We start from the raw sequence: 21,507 nt of genomic DNA, 5'->3' as shown, positions 1-21,507 counted from the left end.
CAATTAAGAAAGAGGGGTTTGAATTCACTATGAAAAAATGGCTGAGAAAAGGGCGTTTATTATCAGTTTTTACGATGTTAGCGCTTATACTTTCAGGCTGTGGCAAGCCATTTTTATCTGCATTAAAACCAGCAGGTGAAGTTGCTCAGCAGCAATATGATTTGATACTACTTAGTATCGGAATCATGGCATTGGTTATCGTAGTAGTGGTAGTAATATTTACTATTATTATGGTCCGTTTTCGCCGTAAAAAGGGTGACGAAAACAAGATTCCTAAACAGGTTGAAGGTAGTCATGTTTTAGAAATTGTTTGGACTGTTATTCCTATCATACTACTTTTAATTTTAGCAGTACCAACAGTTGCACAGACATTCAGTCAAGGAGATGTTTCTGCAATTGGTAAGAAAGATGCTGATGGTAATCCTGAAGCGCTAGTTGTTAACGTTAGAGCACATTTATATTGGTGGGAATTTGAATATCCTGATCTAGGTATCGTAACGAGTCAAGACCTTGTTATACCGACAGACGAAAAGGTTTATTTTCAAGTAACATCTGCTGACGTTAAGCATTCGTTCTGGATCCCTCCATTAGGTGGTAAACTTGATACAAACCCAGATAATATTAATAAATTCTGGTTGCAAGTAGATCCTGAAAAATCGAAGGAAGCAGGCGATATTTTCTACGGAAAATGTGCGGAACTTTGTGGACCTTCTCATGGATATATGGATTTTAAAGTAAAAGCAATGTCAAAAGGTGATTTTGATAATTGGGTAGCTGATATGCAAAACGCTGAAGCGCCTGCAGCTACGACAGATCTTGCGAAACAAGGGGAAGAAATCTTTACTCAAAGCTGTATCCAGTGTCATGCTGTATCGCCTAGCAATGAAGCACCTGCACAAACTAGACGAGCACCAAACTTAACTAACTTTGGTGAAAGAGAAAAGATTGCAGGGATTTTAGATCATACAGAAGAAGAGTTAGAGAGATGGCTTCAAGATCCGGAGAAAATTAAACCAGGTAATAAAATGACTGGTACGTATCCGGAATTAAAGCCTGAAGAAATAGAGGCTTTAACGGAATACTTAATGGGATTAAAAGTACAGAATAAATAAGTTTTTTTGAAGAGGAGGTCTAAATGTGAGTAGTAGTATTGCTCAAAAAAGGGGTTTTGGAGCTACGCTATGGGACTACATGACAACAGTAGACCATAAAAAGATTGCTGTATTATATATTGCAGCAGGTGGTTTTTTCTTTTTAATTGGCGGACTTGAAGCACTAATTATACGAATTCAATTAGCTGTTCCGGACAGCAACTTTGTTAATGCTAGTCTATTTAATGAAATGCTTACGATGCATGGGGTTACGATGATATTCCTAGCAGCCATGCCGATATTAATAGGGTTTATGAACTTAATAATGCCATTGCAAATCGGTGCACGTGACGTGGCATTTCCGTTTTTAAACTCTTTAGGTTTCTGGCTTTTCTTCTTTGGAGGATTGCTTTTAAATCTTTCATGGTTCTTTGGAGGAGCACCTGATGCAGGTTGGACATCATATGCATCACTTTCGATTGCCTCGCCAGGCCATGGAATTGATTATTATGCACTAGGTATTCAGATATCTGGGTTTGGTACATTAATGGGAGGAATTAACTTCCTCGTTACGCTTATTAATATGCGAGCACCTGGTATGACTTATATGCGCATGCCGATGTTTTCTTGGACAACTTTTGTTGCATCAGCACTAATATTATTTGCTTTCCCTCCACTAACAGTTGCATTGTTTTTGCTTACATTCGATAGAATGTTTGGAGCAAACTTTTTCGATGTTACAATGGGAGGAAACACAATTATTTGGGAACATTTCTTCTGGATATTTGGTCACCCAGAGGTATATATTCTAATATTGCCAGCATTCGGTATATTTTCTGAGATATTCGCTACATTTTCAAGGAAACGCCTATTCGGATATTCTTCAATGGTATTCGCTACAGTATTAATTGGTTTCCTAGGATTTATGGTTTGGGCTCACCATATGTTCACAGTTGGTCTTGGTAATATTGCAAATGCAATCTTTGCAGTAGCATCCATGGCAATCGCCGTGCCAACTGGAATTAAAATATTTAACTGGTTGTTTACGATGTGGGGCGGAAGTATTAAATTTACAACTCCCATGCTATATGCGGCCGCATTTATCCCATCATTTGTAATGGGTGGTGTGACAGGTATCATGGTTGCTGCAGCACCTGCGGACTATCAATTTCATGATACATATTTTGTCGTAGCTCACTTCCACTATGTAATTGTTGGTGGGGTTGTGTTAGGAATATTGGCAGCGACTCATTTTTATTGGCCGAAAATGTTTGGGACAATGTTAAATGAAACATTAGGTAAAGTAACATTCGTATTATTTTTACTAGGTTTCCATTTGACATTCTTCATTCAGCATTTCTTAGGTCTAATGGGTATGCCGAGAAGAATTGTAACTTATTTACCTGGTCAAGGTTTAAATACAGGTAACTTAATCAGTTCTATTGGGGCAGGCTTTATGGCTGTTGCAATCTTAATTCTGCTTTATAATGTTATTATCACACAAGTGAAAAATGTTAAGGTTGGAAGCGATCCATGGGGAGACGGCCGTACGCTTGAATGGTCCATACCGTCACCACCTCCGTTTTATAACTTTAAGCAACTTCCTTTAGTTCGCGGAATTGATGCTTACTGGATTGAAAAAATGGAAGGTAAAACGGAAATGACACCTGCAGAGCCAGTCGGTGATGTGCATATGCCTAACGGTTCGATCTTACCGATATTTATTTCACTTGGTCTGTTTATTGCATCATTTGGTGTAATTTATCGCACAGAGCAAGCTTGGGGTCTTCCAGTATTAATCATCGGACTTGTCATTGCATTTGGTTCTATGTTAATAAGATCATTGAAAGATGATCATGGTTTCCATATTACGAAAGCAGAATTAGAGGACGATAATAAAAATAAGGGGGTAAAGGCATAATGCATGTTGAAGAGCAATTTACACCAAAAACATGGCCTGAGGCACCCGAAAGAGCTAGCTTAGAAGGAAAAAATAAATTTTTGGGTTTCTGGTTCTTTCTTGGAGGCGAGACAGTATTATTCGCCTCACTCTTTGCAACATATTTGGCGCTAAAGGATAAAGTTCCTACTAATACGGATATCGTTGCAAAAGATATTTTTGGATTACCATTAGCATTTCTAATGACAATGGTTCTCCTAACAAGTTCAATCACGAGTGTATATGCGATTTACCATATGAAGAATTATCATTTCAAAAAAATGCAAGCATGGTTATTAATAACAGTTCTTTTAGGTGTAACATTCTTAGGATTAGAAATCTATGAGTTTGTGCACTATACTAAAGAAGGTTTTGGATTTACTTCAAGTGCATTCAGTTCAGCATTTTATACACTTGTTGGATTCCATGGAGGTCACGTAGTATTTGGTCTCAGTTGGATCATTGCACTGATGGTTCGAAACGCGAAGAGAGGATTAAGCCTATACAACGCTCCAAAGTTTTACGTTGCCAGCCTATATTGGCACTTTATTGATGTTGTTTGGGTATTTATTTTCACTGTCGTATATTTAATGGGAATGGTGGGATAAAAGATGGAAAACCAACATTTGATTTCTGGCAATTCTCAAGTTGAATATGAATATCGCCGTAGAAAAAATGCAGAAGAAATGCGTTACCAAGTGGTTTCATTTGCGATATCGATTTTTTTAACAATTATCGCTTTTGCTACTGTTTACGCTGGTTTTGATAAATGGTTTGTCATTCCAGTAATTCTTTTACTAGCTATTGTTCAAGTAATATTTCAACTTTATTATTTCATGCATATGAGTCATAAAGGGCATGAAGCTCCACAATTGTTTATGTACGGAGGCATGATTATTGGATTTGTAACAATCCTTACATTCATGACAATTGTTTGGTGGTAATTTCATAAAAAGCCAGCCGGTTTCGGCTGGCTTTTTGCGTTAGTATTCATCATTATAAACGATATGATCGATTAAGGTTTACCACCCTAAAACCATCAATGCTTTGATTGGCTTGTTGGAGAGCCACAAAATAGCTAATATTCAGTGCTTCATTTTTTTATTGTCTGGCTACAGTAACACGCTTTTCTGCTACTGCTTATGAGAAGTTGATAAAAAATTCTCCCTTTGTCTTATACGGAGGTTTCTAGGGGTATGTAGTCGCCTTGTGAATGGTGGTTATACAGATGTTGACACAGGAAGTGCCATTTTAGGTGTTATATTTCTTAAAGGGTCAATTCCGCTTTTTTATTGTCATTAACTTGTCAATCGCTATCATTGAATATAGGTGAACGGAAAAGTATAATGAAGGATAGGTGGATCCATTCTAAAGAAGAGGTGAGGGTGTAATGCCTTTAAGTATTTTTGGATTCCGAGCACTATGGAGTCCATATTTTATGATTTTTGTCTTGTTATTGATTGTGGGTTACTTTTTACTAACAGTTAAATATCGTCATAAATTTAAAGATAGTGAACCGTTAAAAAAAGGCCAAGCAGTCCTATTTTTAATTTCTATGATCTTGCTTTATGTTACAAAAGGCTCTCCAGTAGATCTTGTAGCACATATTATGTTCACTTTTCATATGGTGCAAATGGCTTTTCTATATATAGTCATTCCACCAATCCTTGTAGCAAGTATTCCGAATTGGGTATGGCTTAAAGTAATTGAATATCCGACAATTAAAAAGGGTTTTGCTTTTTTTACAAAACCATTAGTTGCTTTGATTGTATTTAATGGATTCTTTTCTATTTATCATATCCCATTAGTAATGGATGCTGTTAAAATGAATATAGTGGTTCATGCGCTATATACAATATTTCTATTTGTTTTAGCTATTTTCTTATGGTGGCCACTATTAAATAAATTAGAAGGTCAACACCGATTACACGGTTTGAAAAAAGTAGGTTATATTATCGGTGATGGTGTCTTGCTTACTCCTGCCTGTGCATTAATCATTTTTGCTCCCGCGGCGATGTATGGGACATATACTGATGGAGAAATGTGGATGAAGGCGATGGCACTTTGTGTACCAGGTAGTACTTTATCTAACTTATCCATCAGTGGACCAGAATTATTTACAAATATGCCAGCGCAAGAAGATCAACAGCTTGGTGGCGTCATAATGAAACTAATTCAAGAAATTGTACTTGGTTTTATGTTAGCGAAAGTTTTCTTTGAATGGTATAAGAGAGAGCAGGAAGAAGGTAATCAAATCAATGAAGCAGCTACAAGGCTCCAGCATCAAGAACCTCGTCATGCTGAATGATCATAGGTGGTAACTGCTCTCCATACATATATTAAGTTTTAGGAAGGAATTATAGATTATGACAGTTCCGATAATGCCAACAATAAGTACAGTATGTATTGTCATAAGTGCAGTGCTCGTTGCAATCGGTTGGAGTAAAATTAGAAAAAACGACATCGCAGGGCATAGAAAAGCGATGACACTTGCTGGTGTATTTGCGATTATTTTCTTTATTATTTATTCAAGCCGCACGATCTTTGTAGGCAATACTTCTTTTGGTGGACCTGATGAATATAAAATGATTTATACAGTTTTTCTTATTTTTCATATTACACTTGCTACTACTGGTGCAGTTATAGGAATTATTTCTTTATGGACGGGTTATAAGAATAAGCGAGAGATACATCGCAAATTAGGTCCTTATACGAGTATTATCTGGTTTTTTACTGGTATAACAGGTGTCATTGTGTATCTCTTACTTTATATTATTTATCAAGGCGGAGAAACAACGTCATTAATCAAAGCTATTTTAGGGTTTTAATAAAAATGAGGCTAGTCCTAAAAGAATCTGACGATGGATATATCATCTTGATTCTGATAGGAGCAGCCTCATTTTTTATATTTTAAAGTTTACTTTTATCAACTCTGCTTCTTTTGCTGATTTAAATAATATTAACAAAAGAGGACCAAGAATAAGTCCTAATACGCCTAATAATTTCAGTCCAATATACATGGAGATTAACGTTGCTAATGGAGAAAGTCCCATATGTGTTCCCATTACTTTTGGCTCGACAATTCGCCTAATTAAGAGCAGGATTATCGCTAATATAGCAAGTTTTGTTCCTAAGGCAATATCGCCAGTAAAAAAGTGATACAAAGACCACGGGGCAAGAATTACAATGGAGCCGATGATAGGAATTAAATCTATGATCCAAATGACTAGCGCCATAACAATCGCAACTTTTGGCTGAATGATTAATAATCCAATAAAAGCAGCAATAAAAATAATGATGCTTACTAAAAATTGTGCTTTAAAAAAGCCTAAAACAACTGAGGATAATCTTGAAGTCATAAAATTTACTTTAGCAGCCGTTTTTTCACTTAAATAACGATGAAATCCACTGCGGATTCGAGGCAAATCAATCATAAACATGAATAATGCAATTAAATAAACTAAAAAGCTAACGAGATAATTAGGTATATAAGATAGTAATGCACTAATATTTTCAATATTTATGTATTGCTTTAAACCTTTTACAAATGATTCGAAAAAATCATTTACTTCTTCAGTTACTGCGGTTACCATTTCTTGTGGAAAATCTATTGCTGCATTTTGAAAGTAGATATCGATATTTTTCCACATAATAGTAAGATTATTAATATAGGTGGGAGAGTCTTCAATTAATTTAATTCCTTCGCCAATAACTTTAGTTGCTAAAAAGAATCCACTTGCTCCTAAGATTAGTGTGAAAATGGTAAAGGTGATAATAACCGCTAACTGCCGCTTTATTTTAAGTTTGAGCTCGGCCCATACAACAACAGTATCGAGAAGTATAGCTGTAATAATTGCGGCTATTAAAGGGACAGAAACAGGCAAAATATACCATGATAATAAAACAAGAACAAGGATTAAGAAAAAAATAATAATATGCTTTCTAGTAAGAAAACCAATCAAAATAGGATCCCTCTCACTCTCCAATAAATATCTTAATGATTAAATAAGGGAACACGGGTATCCGTGTTCCTTATTTAAATGTATTATTCGGCAAATACTTCTACTTCTTTTTTTATTTTTTCAAGGATTTGTTCACACTGTTTAACAAGATGTGCAGGGAAGTATTCGTCTTCTCCGTACTCCACACCATGTGGATAGTAGTGCTTACCAAGATATGGATGCATTAACTGCATATCTGCATCGTGTGCACCAACATCTCCATTTAGCGTATAGCTAGGAATTCGTAAATAATATGTACCTTCTTTAATTTGGAATTTATGATCATATGTTGCACGTTCATAATCCCATTGTCCAGCACGAATCATTCCGTTTTGTTCCATAATTTCATCAAGACGGTTTAAATCCACTTTAAATGCTTCTAGTCCACTATTATCAAATCTCATTATAATTTCCCTCCTAAATATTCACCAATATTGACTTTTAATAGGTTAAGCAATAATATTTCTTCAAGTCTAATAATAGTCGAAAATTCTATATGTTGCAATGCTATGCAACTGAATTTGAGAAGCTAAGTAAATATACATCTCAATTGTGACAAAATCTACAAGAGAAATGGAATAGTGCATTGATAGGTTTTCATTGACATCACAATAATTTAGTGAACTCCATTAATTGATGATATAATATAGAAAATGATTGTATTCGCCAATAATTGGTGAATACACGAAATCTTCGTCCTTATGTCAATATTTAATGTAGGCATAATTTCAAAGAAAGGAGCGGTATTGCTGCGTATTCTCTTTCGAGTAATGATCATATCTGCAATTATTTTTATCATTAGTATTTACTATTACTCAGCACCTGACAATGATGAGATACTACAGGATTATAATTTTAGTAATCCGCCTAAGAAGGATATAGATAATAATTTGGATGACGACATTCAAGATGGTACGAAAAGGCCAGAAGAAGGCTTGTCCGTATACATTGGTAAGTCTGCTGAATCATTGGTTAAGGATTATGGAGAACCACGTAGAAAAGATCCTACAGCGTATGGCTATGAATGGTGGATTTATAATGGTTTCGATGGAACCTATATGCAAGCTGGCATACAAAATGGATCTGTCGTGACATTATATGTTATTGGAAGCAGTCTAAATGTGAGTCCATATACAATTGGGCAAACAATTGAGGAAATTTATCGAACTACACTTCTGGATACGGAGATTACAATAACCCTTGATCAAGGAACATATCGCTTTGAACTTTCGGAAGAGGATTTAAACATCCGTCCACTTGTTCAATTGGGAGATATATATGCTCAATTGGCTATTGATAAATTTACTGGGGAATTGTCAAGTGTTAGATTTTCAGATAAAAAAACACTCGTGGTCCAAAGTCCATATGAAATGCCATATCGCGGCGAACTAATAACACCTTCAACGCCTAATGAGGCAGAATGGGCTGAAATTGAAAAAGGAAGTGCCAGACAAATTTTCGATATTACAAATGTGATTCGGAAAAGATTTGAATTAAACCAATTATTATGGAACGAACCAGTAGCTGAAGTAGCGTATGAACATAGTAAGGATATGTTCGATAATGATTATTTTTCCCACAGTTCTCCTGATCATGGAGATTTATCTGAGAGATTGGATACAAACGATATAGACTTTCAAGCGGCTAGCGAGAATATCGCATTAGGCTATATTGATGGTCCAGCAGTAGTGGAAGGTTGGCTTAATTCTGAAGGACATAGAACTGCATTATTGGGAAAAGATTTCACACAATTAGGTGTAGGTGTTTACCAGAAATATTACACACAAAATTTTATAACAATAAAATAATCCAGATTAAAGAGGCTGGGACATAACTAGCTTCCAAATAGTGAGAAAGGTGAAATTGAGCGCGCTCAATTTCACCTTTCTCTTTTATCGTTTGTTATTTATGTTCGAACCAATGTGTTGACCGTGAATTTTCGTAAATTCACGGCCATTAACGCTAGGCCCATTTCATTTTCGACCTTCGATTTTCCGCGAACTGAAAATCGAGTGAAACACAAATTAGCCTTCAAGAATCCAAAAACTGGTTCTACATCGATTTTGCGTCGACGGTAAATAGAATTCATTTTTTCTTCTGAAAGCTTCGCTCTCACATATTCTTTTTGTTGTTCCCATTTCTTGTTCACCATTATCTTTCGATGATTTCCTTCTTTTGCTTTCGTACATAATGAACGGAATGGGCAATCTGAACAGTCTTCACACTCATAGATTTTAAATTCTCGCTCGAAACCTGACTTATCTGTACGAACAGAATGATATTTAAAGACAACGCGCTGTTGATTAGGGCAAGTATAGGTATCTTTCTCTTCATCGTAAAGCCAGTTAACTGAATTGAATTCGTTTTGTTTATATTTTTTATTTTGTTCTTTCAAATACATGTTATACGTAATTAACGCTTCTCGTTTACGATTTGAAAGAATATCATCATAATTTTGTTCACTACCATATCCTGCGTCCGCGACAATGTACTTCGGTAATGGAAGATAATGTTGCTCGATTTCATCTAGGAATGGAATTAATGTACGTGTGTCTGTTGGATTCGAAAATAAACTATAGGCAAGTGTATATTGACCTTCGGTCGAAATTTGTACATTATAACCAGGTTTCAATTGACCATTTTTCATATAATCATCTTTCATACGCATGAACGTCGCATCATGATCTGTTTTCGAATAACTATTACGCGTGCCAAAGATTTCAAAATGTCGTTCATATTTCTGTTTACGAACGATGTAATCCAGTAACTGTTTGCGGACCTGTTTTGGGAACTTCCGTTCACTCCTTAACGTTTTTCTTTCTGTATTGTCTGAAGATGCTTCAATCTTTTTGTCATAGTCGTTAATGACATCGTCTGCTTTTTGAACTATGCGGGCGAGTTCCTCAAGGGTTAATTCTTCTTCGCTTTCACGCTCAATTTCGGGTAAAATCTCTTTCTCAAGTAGCTCATTGTAGAGTTGATTTGATTTTTCAATTAATCCCTGATGATATTTCTCAATTGATTTTTTCCAGACAAATGTAAATTTATTCGCATTCGCTTCAATTTTTGTACCATCAATAAAAATTGCTTCTTGGTCAATAAGCTTTTCTTGGACTAACTGACAGCGAAATTGTACAAAGCATTGACGAATTAATTCTTTAACTTCAGGTTGCACACGAAAGCGATTAATTGTACGATAGCTCGGTTCGTATCCTTGTGCGAGCCACATCATGCGAATACTGTCTTTTAAAAGTGCTTCAATTTTACGACCCGAAAATACAGATTGAGTGTAGCCACATAAGATGATTTTAAGCATCATGCGGGGGTGATAGGCAGGACATCCCTCATTTCGAAGAAATGGTTCAAAGGCTTCCTGCGGGATGCTTTCAACTAAACAGTGAATGTGGAAGGCAATATCGTTATTTTGCAAATTTACTTCTAAATCTAAAGGTAAAACTAATTGATTCATGTTATAATTTTTAAACATAAGGATCCTACTTTCTGATTGGATTTAGTGTGGTAACTTAATTTTATCAGAAGTAGGCCTTTTTTTATTAAAAAAATAATTAAAGCCGGAGAAATTTTACTCATCGTAAAATTTCTCCGGCTTTTTCGTTTCAGAGGTAGGTTTTGTCCCAGCCTCTTTTTAATAAACAAACAAACGTTTCGATTATAAAGCATATGCACAAGGGACCCAGTTTCTCATAAACTGTTAAGAGGAAGTCAGATAATGGTCGAGGTGAGTATATGATGGTGAATAAATTACATCCATCAGTCGAGCAATTCAAACAATTTGTTAAGCAACATCCGAAGATCACACAAATAGTTAAAAATAAAGAAAATACTTGGCAAGAATTATATGAAGATTGGTATTTGTTAGGAGCTGAAGACCCAAAATGGGATGATTACCGTGAGAATAATATAGGGAAAAAGGAAAGCGTCACGGGAAAAGAGGAAAAAGGTTGGATAAATCAATTTACTGGCCTTTTGAAAAATATGGATGCAAACCAGGTGCAAAATCAAGTGAATAATTTGAGCCAAGCAATAGGAGCAATTCAAGGAGTTTTATCGCAATTCCAAGGACAAAATGGTCAAACCACGGAACAAGAACCATCGGCAAAGCAACATCCATTTGCTTTTAGAAAAGATTGATGTTTTTAAAGGAGAGATGTGTGTGAGGCAGGATATTATGCATTATATACGTGAAAACAATGAGTTAAACCGGTTTATTCGTGAGCAACCTTATTGGTATCGAAAATTATCGAGAGATCCGGAAAGTTTTAGCCAGTTTGAGATTGCTTCTCTACATTATTTTCAAAAGACGATTCCGCATAAAGTTGAAAAATTTTCAAATGGGTTACAAATGGCATCGATGATGATGGGGATGTTGCAGTCGATGAATACGTCGGAGTAACTTTTTGTACATTAGATTATAAGGTTTAACCAATTTATATAAAATACTACTGTATCTAGTTCCGATACGCATGTTGTATTATTTGTTACCTGGCGCCCGTTCCGAGTATGTCTTTAGGCGTACTCACTGAACGGGCGCTTAGGCTCGTACGATGCGAGTCATAACGGCGTTGCCACACGACGTGGCGCTCTTAGCCGTTATTCCTTTGGTATCTAGCTTCTGGCGCTAGGGGCGACTTCCGCTTTTCTTAGTATGAACCTCTTTTTTTTGTAAAAGCTAAGGCAGAGGAGTGATACAATGAGGAAAGCGGTACTATATATGTTTTTAATCGTTTTTATAGTCGGATGCGGTAAACAAATTCCGGAGCCTGAAGCAGCCCATGCGGAGACAATGGCTGATAGTCATATGGGGAGTGCAGAATTAAAAGTTCGTCATACAGTACAAGGAAATAATCTTTTTATTGAGTGTATAATACCAGGTATCTTTTATGATAGTAAAGAAACGGTTCATGATAAGGTGAGAATAATGTTATACGTAAATGGGGAAGAGTACGCAGAGTATGATACAGCAGCATTTATTGTTAAAGACTTAAAGCCAGGTATACAAGATATAAAAGTGGAAGTTGTTATAAAGGACAACGAACAAAATAGACTGTATGATAAGTTTTCCGTCATAATCAGTTAATTGTAGTCGCAAGAGTAGTAAAAACATGATAAAATAACGATTGGAGGTGAGCTTTTTGCTTGCTACAATCGAAAGTGTAAAATTAATTGAAAAAGCTGAAATGATTGGAGATTGGATCATAGCATCTGATATTGCCGAAAATTATAGGCTCTTTTATCATAAATTACAAAGCGATCCAGGAACGCGAAAAAAGATTGCCGAATTTGTAAAAATGAAGGATCTTTATGAAGACGTTCAAAGATTTGGTCGGTATCATCCAGACTATAAGCAAATTATGACTGACACTCGTGTATGTAAAAGAGAAATGGACATGGATGAAAATGTAGCGAATTTTCGGAGGGCTGAGACCGACCTACAATCACTTTTAGATGAGGTTAGTACATTAATTGGCAGGTCCGTCTCGGAGCATATCAAGGTGCCTACTGGTAATCCATTCTTCGAAAGTGGTTCATCATGTGGTGGTGGCTGTGGAACAGGTGGAGGATGTGGATGCTCCGCATAAATGGTAGCATGATGAAAAAGGGGAAATCATATGCTTAAGGGAAGACAGGGATTAATCATTTGGCTATTTAGTTTAAAAAACGCAAAATCTTTGCGGCGTTTTGGAAATGTGCACTTTGTTTCCAAGCGAATGAAATATGTAATCTTATATTGTAATCAAGATGAAGTGGATGATCTATCTAAAAAACTAGCATCCATGCCATTTGTAAAAAAAGTAGAACCATCGTATAAACCTTTTTTAAAGACCGAATTTGAAAATTCGAAGCCCGATAAAGCGAAAGAATATGATTACAGAATTGGAATATGATAAATTGGCAGCCGATTGCTTTAATTGGCTGTCAATTTTTTTGTGTGTTGTATTTTTGACGAAAACTGTAAAATCTTTATAAAAGATAATAGCGCTAGATGCTTTTCATATAATTGACCTAATTACATATTGAAGTTGGCGATTCTTTACCGATAATAATAATAAGACATAGGAATTTATCTTTAATTAGTTTTTCTTTTTAAAACAAGGAGAATGTATGAATGAAAAAAACCTTTTTTATACTAATATTTATGTTAATTTTCTTGACATCGAGTCTTATTTTTTTGCAATGGAATGGATACACATCTGCAAGTGATGGACCAGAAACAAAAGATAAAAAACAATTGATAAAAGTGATTCATCAAAAAGAAGGCCTGATTGTAGAACAAATAATCTCTAATCTGGAAGAAGAAACTGTGCCTGTTTCTTTTCCAGCCGAAGCAACGGATATGTCATGCACGAATGGCTCGGAAAAAGAGTGTAAATGGATAGGCCCTGAAAAAAAGCAAATCGTTTTGGAGGGGAATGAACTGACCTTCCGTTATACATTACCAGCGCTTAACTCTGAAAAAAGTGTTCTTTTAACAAACTGGTCTGTTCAACTACAAGATCAGCCAATTGCTTTAACTAGAGTGCAATTAAGTGATAGAAAAAGTCATTCTGGAAGTTGGATAGCTGATGCACGTTTGCTTGGGCTAAAAGAAATGAGTTTACTCGACTATTATGTATTTGAAAACTCTGGTGATGCACCTGTTCTTTATTGGCAAAAGGAAAAGCTGTTAAAAAAAGCGGAATTTGATAATGTGACAATTTATTCAAATCAAGATTTTATTCTAGACAAAGATATTATTTCTGCATTCAGATCAGTTAAGGGATTAAAAAGTGAACAACAAATACAAATAATCCTTACTAATTTGCATGAAGAGATGAAAATAGATAGTTTAATGATCATTCAATCGCAAAAGAAGTTGTCGCTCATTCAAGAAGAAATAGTTAAAAAGCAGCTCGCACTATTATTTCAATTTCCGGAACAAGAAAAATGGATAGTAGATATTATTGCATCTGGTTTGCTTCAGAAGCCCATTGGTGAAAAGAAAGCACAGACTATGTATTCAGAGCTCAAAACAGAACTTGGCAAAGAAAGTTTTGCAGCTTGGCTTGATAAGATATTTGATGGTAAAGAGGTTGATATAAACGCTGAAAAACTAGATGGTTTTATTGAGGCACCCTTAGGAATGGAAGCAAAGTTTTTTTCTATTAATGCACAAATAGAAGATTCGATGATCCCTTTATATTTTGTAGATGCGCGTGATATTCACATAAATGAACAAAAGTCATTAAAAGCACATATTATTATCCAAGATGGAAAGAGATATATCTCGCTTGTTCCGCTCCTTACTGAATTGGAATATCAAGTAAAATATGATAATAAAGAGGAAGTGCATACTGAAAAAGGGCCAGTAAAATACCGGTTTTATGTAAATAAACGAATTTTTCGCTTGGATGAGCAAAAGTATGGTATGAAGGAAAGTCCAGTAGTTGAACTTAATCATGATATCTATATAGAATTTGGATTAATAAACACCTTTTTTAATGTAACAATTACGGAAGAGGATACTCAAATTAATATCTTCTAAAAATCAATAAAAAAAACCCTGCATAAATAATGCAGGGTCCTTCTAATTCTGCACTAAGCAGATAGAAGGCAAAGGGAGAGGAGAAACCGGATGAAGAACTTATGGGGAAACGTAAGTCTTCTCCGTGTTTTGCAACAACACCTTGTGGATGCTGTTATCTTCATTATTTCCTAAAATAGAAATATTATACAATCAGGAATACTTACGCTCTAACAATAGCTTGCTAAATTAAAATATGGTAGGATGGAAAAGAAAATCTAAAGGTAAAATGGTGGAGATAATGAGAGTTATTTCAGGTGAGTGTAAAGGCAGACAATTAAAAGCAGTTCCTGGTAATCAAACAAGGCCAACAACAGATAAAGTGAAAGAAACACTTTTCAATGTTATTGGACCGTATTTTTCTGGTGGATTAGGTCTTGATTTATTTGCCGGGAGCGGTGGCTTAGGGATAGAAGCTTTAAGTCGTGGTCTAGATAAAGTAATATTTGTCGACAGAGATATGAAAGCAATTCAGACGATTAAAGGAAATCTTTCGTTATGCGATTTAGATCAGCGTAGTGAGGTTTTTCGTAATGATGCGGAGCGAGCTTTAAAAGCAATTATTAAAAGAGAGCTGCAATTTACATATATTTTTCTTGATCCTCCATATCATAAACAAAAGTTAACATTACTTTTACAGATGATTGAAAACAACAATCTACTTATCAATGAAGGTGCCATTATATGTGAGCATGGTGCAGACGTTAGACTTCCAGAAGATATAGGCGGTCTAAAACAAGTGAAAAAAGGCGATTTTGGAAGTATTGGCCTAACTATTTATTCAAAATTAGACATGGATTAAAGGAGTAACAGCAATGAAGAAAATCGCAGTATGTCCTGGCAGCTTTGATCCAGTGACATTTGGTCATTTGGACATTATCCGCCGTGGTGCAAAGGTGTTTGATGAAATATATGTTGTAGTACTAAGCAATTCTGCAAAAAAGCCACTGTTTTCAGTTGAGGAAAGAACTGATTTGATTCAAGCAGTCACTAAGGATATACCTAATGTAAAAGTAGATTCATTTAACGGCCTACTCGTTGATTATGCACGAAGTGTAAATGCACATGCAATTATTAGAGGATTGCGTGCAGTTTCAGATTTTGAATACGAAATGCAAGTAACATCGATGAATAGGGTATTGAATGATAACATTGAAACATTCTTCATTATGACAAACAATCAATATTCCTTTTTAAGTTCCAGTATTGTCAAGGAAGTAGCTAAGTACAATGGTGACATTTCCGAACTTGTACCAACCCAAGTTGAAAAGGCATTATATCATAAATTTAACTAAAGATTCCGCAAACAAAGAAGGCATAATCCCAACCAAGTTGGAATGATTATGTTTTCTTTGTTTTTGAAAAATAAATAAAGATATATATAAGTAACGAGAAAATGGTTATTAGTGGTCCGCTTTTAGCAAAGAAGTGAAAGATATTAGCCCACCAAGTGTCATGTAGAAAGACAATGGCAGGTACTGCTTGATCTTCGGTTACTAAGTAAAATGTCTTTGGAATAAGCTTCCAAAGAACAAATGCAAAAAAGCCAGCTAATAATCCATGTAATATTCGTGCAAAAAAGAAAGGCTTAAACCTGATATCTGTTTGAGCTATAATACTCGCAACTTGAGCTTGTACACTAAAACCACTGAACCCTAAAATAAAACTAACAACAATAACTTGTGCCATCATACTTGCTGCGTGTACCTCACTCGACATTTGACTTCCAAGTGTGATTTCAAACAGACCCGCGATCAAAGAAGTACTTAATTCTGCTGGTAGTTGGAAAAAGCCAAGTACAAATCCCATCAATTTGGCAAGAATGGACGTAATGTGCAAGTGGAATAATATTTTATTGATCACTGAAAACAAGATGATAAAACCGCCGATCATTAGTAGGGTATGAATCGATGAGATAACAGCGTCACCCAAAAGCTTACCTAAAGGTTTGTTATTTTTTATTCGTGTGTGATGAAGGGCAGCTAAGGCTTGAACAAATAATGTTCTTGATGAAGCTCTTTTGATTCCTTTTTTTGTTTTACTACTACCATAATACCTCATTGTAATTCCTACGAAAAAATTACCTAAATAATGTGCAAAGGCTAACAGGAAACCTAGCCTTGGATTTTGAAAAAAGCCAATAGAAACTGCTCCGAAAATAAAAAGTGGACTAGATGAATTAGTGAATGAAACTAACCGTTCCGCTTCGATTCTAGTTAAATGTCCTTCCATACGGAGGTGAGAAGTTAATTTTGCTCCTGCTGGAAAACCTGTTGCCATTCCCATCGCCCATGCAAACCCTCCAACGCCAGGTACTCTAAACAGTGGTCTCATAAATGGTTCAAGTAAAACACCCAAGAATCTAACTACCCCGAAACCAATCAATAACTCTGAAATAACAAAAAAAGGAAATAAAGAAGGGAATACAATTTCCCACCACATATTTAAACCTCTTATGGATGCTTCAAATGATTCTTTAGGTAGAAGGATCATGGAGAATGCCATGATTGTAACTACTAAAGCGAGAAAAAATGTTTTTATAATAGAAAGCTTCAATTTATCTACCTCCTGTCCAACATCCACATAATCAATATACTCATATGCCTTGAGATTAGACCATAAAATAAAAAAGGAGGAGATATGAATGGATATGCCGAGGATAGGGTTGGCATTAGGATCTGGAGGTGCTAGAGGCTTTGCCCATTTAGGTGTATTAAAAGTATTAAAAGAAAATAATATTCCCGTCGATTTAATTGCTGGAAGTAGTATGGGTGCGCTTGTAGCTTGCTTTTATGCATTTGGACACGATATTGACAAGATGATTCAGTTGTCTATTGCCTTCCGAAAAAAATATTATCTTGACCTAACTGTACCTAAAATGGGATTTATAGCTGGTAAACGGGTGAAAAGCCTCATTAAACTTTTCGTCCATGGTGGTAATATAGAGGATTTAAAAATTCCTATTTGTGTCATTGCAACAGATTTACAAACAGGTGAAAAAGTGGAATTTATGAAAGGATCGATAGCGGAGGCAGTGAGGGCGAGTATTTCCATACCAGGAATATTTTCACCAGAAAAGATAAATGGCAGATTATTAGTGGATGGAGGCGTTGTAGATCGAGTTCCTGTATCAACTGTAAAAAGAATGGGGGCAGATATTATTATCGGCTCAGATGTTGCAAGAGTAAATAAACAGGCAGAAATATCGAATGTATATGATGTTATTATGCAAAGCCTAGATATATTGCAGATGGAAATTGGTGCTACACGAGAGAATGAATCAGATGTCATGATCCATCCTTCCGTAGAAATGTTTAGTGCACGTGCGTTTAAAAATATTGCTGACATTATTAAAGCGGGAGAAGAAGCTACAATTAAAAAAATGCCACAAATAAAAGCAGTAATAAATGAATTTCAAATAAATAGATGTGACAAGTGAATATAATATTATTATGTTAACTTAATGATTAAAACAATAGATTAGCCAGAGTCGACTGTTTTTCTATTGTTTTGCGGAGTCAAAATAAATCGGAGGCTGTTCGAATTCAAGTTTAAATAATTTGGATCTCTCAGGCTCAGATAAACCAAGTGTGTATACATTAGCTGCTTTTAAATCGAGCTGTAGTAATTCTTTAGGAAAAGCTGAAACTTTCGCAATAAGTGGTATAGGAAGATCCTTCTTTACTTGATTTAAATAAATTCTACCAGCTTCACTCATACCAAGTAGTCTAATATATGAAGGATTTTTACCTATTTTATTTATATCACTTTTTTTACAATTGCATAAAATATGTGTGCATAATCTCTGAAGCCTTGTCCATGTATATCTTTTTGTCTTAATCATTTGCATGAAGGCTAAAAAGCTTTCTGCTTGCCGCGCAGCTTTAATGAGGCGGTTTTCAATTCCTTCTTCAACTTCATAAATAGTTCGTAATTCATCTGCATCGATCGTGAGTAATTGGTATTGCAAGTATGGCCAATAGTTTTCCCAATCATGAAATTGTCCATATGCTGTTTTGTATGTAGCAAGTTCTGAATATGTAGTATCAGGCATAAAAGAACGTACCTTATCTAAACTCGAGTGTTGCTGCAATGATTTGCGAATTGCAGTAGCACTAGCAATTGTTGCATGCTGAAAATCTTCATCATGGTAGTCAGCATTTTGTCGATTAATCGTAATAAACTCGATTTGTTTATTTATATTAGCTGCTGCGGATAAATAATGAAATCCGAGTATATTATTAGGTTTGGACAGATCAATCAAGTCATCAGGAGGATCTAACCTCTTATATGCATTGCTTGCTGCAGTAGGGTAGCTTAATCCTTCTTTCATATAGCTATGTATCCAATCATCATAATCTTCCTTATGCTGTTCTAGAAAGTGGAGTGTACGTATGAAGGGTAATAAATCTCCTCTTTCACTTCCGAAGCAAATAGTATTACATTTTAGTGCATTTAGCAGAAACACTGACCCGTAAGCAAAGGTTTCGGCTTTTTGAACAGCAAAAGCGTAAGGAAGCTCTATAATAATATCTGCACCAGCTTTCAAAGCCATTTTGGTACGGCTCCATTTTGAAACAAGTGCTGGTTCACCTCTTTGTAAAAAATTTCCGCTCATGACCGCAATAATAACATCCGCTTGAGATTTGCGTTTTGTTTCTTGGATATGATAATTATGTCCATTATGAAAAGGATTATATTCTACTACAACACCTGCACTTCTCATTTTAAAACCTCCATGGGACTAATAGACTCTCGGCATTCACCAAGCCGGATAGTACAAGATTTTCTTGTGCCATTTTTTCATGACGCCTCTTACTTTTAATAGGGGATCGTTCACTTTTTATTAGTAGAATTACCCATTCTATATGGAATGAGATAAATACTCTACATACGACGTGTCTTCCTACCACCGTTGATTTCCGTTCCAGGCGGACGCGTTCCGGGGGGCGTGCGGTAAACCGCCTCAAGCCAACAGAATGTTGGTCACGAAGCCGTTGCCACACGATGTTGCAACGGCTTCGTTCCGTAATATCCCTCAGTTGCCGCCTCCCACTCCAATCAACCGAGATATTTTTAGGCTCATAGTAGGGCGACTGTTCATACCTTTTGCTACTCTTAGCTAAACCAACCCTTAGGCAGGTTGCGTAGTGGCTTGCCTTTCAGCCACGTAGAAATATGACTTATGACCTCTAGGGGCTAGGCGCTGTAGCTAGACAAACCGCCCGCCCCGCGGAAAGGGATCAACTGTAGCGGAAATCAACCACGCACTACCTTGGTAAAGCAACAATGTTTGCAAAAACAGCCTTTTTAAAAAAATAAATATGTGACGCGCTTCTTTGGTATGTATCTTTTTGAAAAAAAATTTGAAACCGAATACCAAACAATAAAGCTTAATTCCCAGTTGGTTTTTGGAAATACGACAGATTTACGCCTCGAAATTTGGAGAGTCTATAATATACTTAATCACATCATACTTGAAAAGCTTCAAAAAAGAAAAAAGTAAGCGCCTGTATACGAGTTAGGTCGGCTAGAACATGGTGCGTTCACGTCAAAGTCGACATAGCTTGTATCGGCTAGGCATGCCTACAGGAGTTGGATGTCTGTAATTAGGTTAAACTATATTGAATGAAAATGACTCAAAATATGGGTTAGGAATTCAAGTTTTATACAATCACTGGAAATATTTTAGGGGGAAAATTCGTGTTTGATAGTGGTGTGGATATTCGTTAACTCCACTGAAAGCATATTTTATCGCTAGGAGAATTAATCTCTATTTGCAATGTTTGTATATTCAAGTAGAATATAGATAGGACTTGCTTTGTTCAGAGTTGTATTAATGGCTAATGTAAAGATAATATGTTGACAAACGCTATATCGAAAGCTATAATTATTTTTGTTGCCTAGAGGTGATAACATTGAAATGGACAGTAACTGAGCTTCAAAAGTTTCGCGATAGTAAATTAAAAATGGACGAGATAATAGATGTTGCTAAAGAGCTTAAACAAACAGATCCAGAGATTAGGGATATGTCTCCTGTGCATGTTACAGGAAGGGTTGATATCGACTCTCAGAAAGCAATCTTCCACATCCATTTATCTGGTACAATGGTACTTCCGTGCTCGCGAACACTCGTAGATGTAGATTATCCAATTGACGTTAATGCTATGGAAACTTTTTTGTTAAATCCACTAGATAAAAATCTAGATGAAACTAATCAGTATTATGTAGCAGAGGCTGGAATGATTGATTTACAGCCAGTGATAGAGGAACTCCTTCTTTTGGAAATTCCTATGCAAATTTTTGCCGAAGATGTAGAGAATGATCATTCACTACCTCAAGGAAAAGGTTGGGAATTGATGACTGAGGAACAGCTTGAAAATGAACGTGAGAATAAAATAGACCCACGTTTAGCAGGTCTCGCTGACTTGTTTAAAAGCGAAAAAGAGTAACTGTATCATATATGAAATTGATTTGACATGTTATTTTTTAAGGAGGTGGGAAGAATGGCAGTACCAAAAAGAAGAACTTCTAAAACTGTAAAAAAACAACGCCGCACACATTTCAAACTTCAAGTGCCTGGAATGGTTGCATGCCCAAATTGTGGTGAAATGAAACTTGCACACCGTGTATGTAAAGAATGTGGAACATACAAAGGAAAAACAGTTGTAGGCGAATAATATGAAAAAACGTGAAGAGACCATGGATCTTCACGTTTTTTTATTTATATAAATATAAAGTAGAATTGCGAACATCACCTGTCTATCAAATGCGGTGCTTTGAACAAAAACATTACCTTTAGCTATTCAAAGGAATGGTTAGCCTAAAACCCACTCTTAATCACACTCCATTTGTCTGAAGAGCATTGATATAATCTCTGTGTATCAGATATTG

The 21,507-nt window shown here is 35.8% G+C and carries 23 protein-coding genes; 18 read left to right on the top strand and 5 right to left on the bottom strand.

Annotation, left to right across the window (positions count from 1 at the left end; all coding sequences use genetic code 11):
• The first annotated feature begins 29 nt into the window (after positions 1 to 29).
• The 6 genes from coxB (at position 30) to MHB53_RS06445 (ending at position 5,858) form a co-directional block, all read left to right on the top strand.
• A complete protein-coding gene (gene coxB, locus MHB53_RS06470; RefSeq protein WP_340916399.1) occupies positions 30 to 1,112 on the top strand; it encodes a cytochrome c oxidase subunit II in 1,083 nt (360 codons plus the stop codon).
• A gap of 79 nt (positions 1,113 to 1,191) precedes the next feature.
• A complete protein-coding gene (gene ctaD, locus MHB53_RS06465) occupies positions 1,192 to 3,012 on the top strand; it encodes a cytochrome c oxidase subunit I (RefSeq protein ID WP_340924520.1) in 1,821 nt (606 codons plus the stop codon).
• On the top strand, positions 3,012 to 3,638 hold the full coding sequence (locus MHB53_RS06460; protein WP_340916397.1) for a cytochrome (ubi)quinol oxidase subunit III: 627 nt from the start codon (positions 3,012 to 3,014) through the stop codon (positions 3,636 to 3,638). Before ctaD ends, MHB53_RS06460 begins: the two co-directional genes overlap by 1 nt.
• 3 nt (positions 3,639 to 3,641) lie before the next feature.
• Positions 3,642 to 3,974, top strand: coding sequence for a cytochrome c oxidase subunit IVB (gene ctaF / locus MHB53_RS06455; RefSeq protein WP_340916394.1), 333 nt, complete (start codon positions 3,642 to 3,644; stop codon positions 3,972 to 3,974).
• A 446-nt stretch (positions 3,975 to 4,420) separates the two neighbouring features.
• Positions 4,421 to 5,338 (top strand): cytochrome c oxidase assembly factor CtaG, encoded by a 918-nt coding sequence (gene ctaG, locus MHB53_RS06450; RefSeq protein ID WP_340916392.1) that lies wholly within the window; start codon positions 4,421 to 4,423, stop codon positions 5,336 to 5,338.
• A 58-nt stretch (positions 5,339 to 5,396) separates the two neighbouring features.
• Positions 5,397 to 5,858 carry a DUF420 domain-containing protein gene (locus MHB53_RS06445; RefSeq protein ID WP_340916391.1) on the top strand — a complete coding sequence of 154 codons (462 nt, stop codon included), beginning with the start codon at positions 5,397 to 5,399 and terminating at the stop codon, positions 5,856 to 5,858.
• Between the two features lie 75 nt (positions 5,859 to 5,933).
• Here the strand turns inward: MHB53_RS06445 and ytvI are convergent, their stop codons facing one another.
• The gene (ytvI, locus tag MHB53_RS06440) at positions 5,934 to 6,992 is read right to left on the bottom strand and encodes a sporulation integral membrane protein YtvI (protein WP_340916389.1); all 1,059 of its coding nucleotides are present in this window, start codon (positions 6,990 to 6,992) and stop codon (positions 5,934 to 5,936) included.
• A gap of 83 nt (positions 6,993 to 7,075) precedes the next feature.
• The gene (locus tag MHB53_RS06435) at positions 7,076 to 7,435 is read right to left on the bottom strand and encodes a YugN family protein (RefSeq protein ID WP_340916388.1); all 360 of its coding nucleotides are present in this window, start codon (positions 7,433 to 7,435) and stop codon (positions 7,076 to 7,078) included.
• A gap of 342 nt (positions 7,436 to 7,777) precedes the next feature.
• On the opposite strand from MHB53_RS06435, the gene MHB53_RS06430 reads away from it, so the two are divergent.
• Entirely contained in the window at positions 7,778 to 8,839 is a 1,062-nt protein-coding gene (locus MHB53_RS06430) for a CAP domain-containing protein (RefSeq protein WP_340916386.1), read from the top strand.
• A gap of 98 nt (positions 8,840 to 8,937) precedes the next feature.
• Here MHB53_RS06430 and MHB53_RS06425 read toward each other — a convergent pair whose 3' ends face one another.
• Positions 8,938 to 10,518 (bottom strand): IS1182 family transposase, encoded by a 1,581-nt coding sequence (locus MHB53_RS06425; protein ID WP_340916385.1) that lies wholly within the window; start codon positions 10,516 to 10,518, stop codon positions 8,938 to 8,940.
• A gap of 263 nt (positions 10,519 to 10,781) precedes the next feature.
• Here MHB53_RS06425 and MHB53_RS06420 point away from each other — a divergent pair, with 263 nt between their 5' ends.
• From MHB53_RS06420 to coaD, 8 genes are all read left to right on the top strand, one after another.
• Entirely contained in the window at positions 10,782 to 11,183 is a 402-nt protein-coding gene (locus tag MHB53_RS06420; RefSeq protein ID WP_340916383.1) for a YlbD family protein, read from the top strand.
• Between the two features lie 16 nt (positions 11,184 to 11,199).
• Complete coding sequence (locus MHB53_RS06415) at positions 11,200 to 11,445, top strand: YlbE-like family protein (protein ID WP_445661405.1); 246 nt, start codon at positions 11,200 to 11,202, stop codon at positions 11,443 to 11,445.
• Positions 11,446 to 11,742: 297 nt separating this feature from the next.
• Positions 11,743 to 12,129: a hypothetical protein gene (locus MHB53_RS06410; RefSeq protein WP_340916379.1), complete on the top strand. Its 387-nt coding sequence runs from the start codon at positions 11,743 to 11,745 to the stop codon at positions 12,127 to 12,129.
• A 55-nt stretch (positions 12,130 to 12,184) separates the two neighbouring features.
• A complete protein-coding gene (locus tag MHB53_RS06405; protein ID WP_340916378.1) occupies positions 12,185 to 12,631 on the top strand; it encodes a YlbF family regulator in 447 nt (148 codons plus the stop codon).
• A 30-nt stretch (positions 12,632 to 12,661) separates the two neighbouring features.
• Positions 12,662 to 12,937: a YlbG family protein gene (locus tag MHB53_RS06400; RefSeq protein ID WP_340916377.1), complete on the top strand. Its 276-nt coding sequence runs from the start codon at positions 12,662 to 12,664 to the stop codon at positions 12,935 to 12,937.
• 221 nt (positions 12,938 to 13,158) lie between these two features.
• Entirely contained in the window at positions 13,159 to 14,574 is a 1,416-nt protein-coding gene (locus MHB53_RS06395; protein WP_340916375.1) for a stalk domain-containing protein, read from the top strand.
• A gap of 280 nt (positions 14,575 to 14,854) precedes the next feature.
• Positions 14,855 to 15,415 (top strand): 16S rRNA (guanine(966)-N(2))-methyltransferase RsmD, encoded by a 561-nt coding sequence (rsmD, locus tag MHB53_RS06390; protein ID WP_445661403.1) that lies wholly within the window; start codon positions 14,855 to 14,857, stop codon positions 15,413 to 15,415.
• A 13-nt stretch (positions 15,416 to 15,428) separates the two neighbouring features.
• Positions 15,429 to 15,908 (top strand): pantetheine-phosphate adenylyltransferase, encoded by a 480-nt coding sequence (gene coaD / locus MHB53_RS06385; protein WP_340916373.1) that lies wholly within the window; start codon positions 15,429 to 15,431, stop codon positions 15,906 to 15,908.
• A 46-nt stretch (positions 15,909 to 15,954) separates the two neighbouring features.
• Here coaD and ylbJ read toward each other — a convergent pair whose 3' ends face one another.
• The gene (ylbJ, locus tag MHB53_RS06380; protein ID WP_340916371.1) at positions 15,955 to 17,169 is read right to left on the bottom strand and encodes a sporulation integral membrane protein YlbJ; all 1,215 of its coding nucleotides are present in this window, start codon (positions 17,167 to 17,169) and stop codon (positions 15,955 to 15,957) included.
• Positions 17,170 to 17,257: 88 nt separating this feature from the next.
• On the opposite strand from ylbJ, the gene MHB53_RS06375 reads away from it, so the two are divergent.
• Complete coding sequence (locus tag MHB53_RS06375) at positions 17,258 to 18,052, top strand: patatin-like phospholipase family protein (protein ID WP_340916370.1); 795 nt, start codon at positions 17,258 to 17,260, stop codon at positions 18,050 to 18,052.
• Between the two features lie 63 nt (positions 18,053 to 18,115).
• On the opposite strand, the gene MHB53_RS06370 is transcribed toward MHB53_RS06375, so the two are convergent.
• Positions 18,116 to 19,339: a nucleotidyltransferase gene (locus MHB53_RS06370; protein ID WP_340916368.1), complete on the bottom strand. Its 1,224-nt coding sequence runs from the start codon at positions 19,337 to 19,339 to the stop codon at positions 18,116 to 18,118.
• Positions 19,340 to 20,531: 1,192 nt separating this feature from the next.
• On the opposite strand from MHB53_RS06370, the gene MHB53_RS06365 reads away from it, so the two are divergent.
• Together MHB53_RS06365 and rpmF are read left to right on the top strand one after the other, a co-directional pair.
• Complete coding sequence (locus tag MHB53_RS06365; RefSeq protein WP_445661402.1) at positions 20,532 to 21,065, top strand: YceD family protein; 534 nt, start codon at positions 20,532 to 20,534, stop codon at positions 21,063 to 21,065.
• A gap of 54 nt (positions 21,066 to 21,119) precedes the next feature.
• Positions 21,120 to 21,293 carry a 50S ribosomal protein L32 gene (gene rpmF / locus MHB53_RS06360; RefSeq protein ID WP_340916364.1) on the top strand — a complete coding sequence of 58 codons (174 nt, stop codon included), beginning with the start codon at positions 21,120 to 21,122 and terminating at the stop codon, positions 21,291 to 21,293.
• Positions 21,294 to 21,507 lie beyond the last annotated feature (214 nt).

The sequence above is a fragment of the Bacillus sp. FSL K6-3431 genome, assembly GCF_038002605.1.
In the GTDB taxonomy this organism is placed as follows: Bacteria; Bacillota; Bacilli; order Bacillales; family Bacillaceae_C; genus Lederbergia.
Note: the sequence above shows the minus strand (reverse complement) of the source record. Positions and strands in the feature narration are given on the sequence as shown.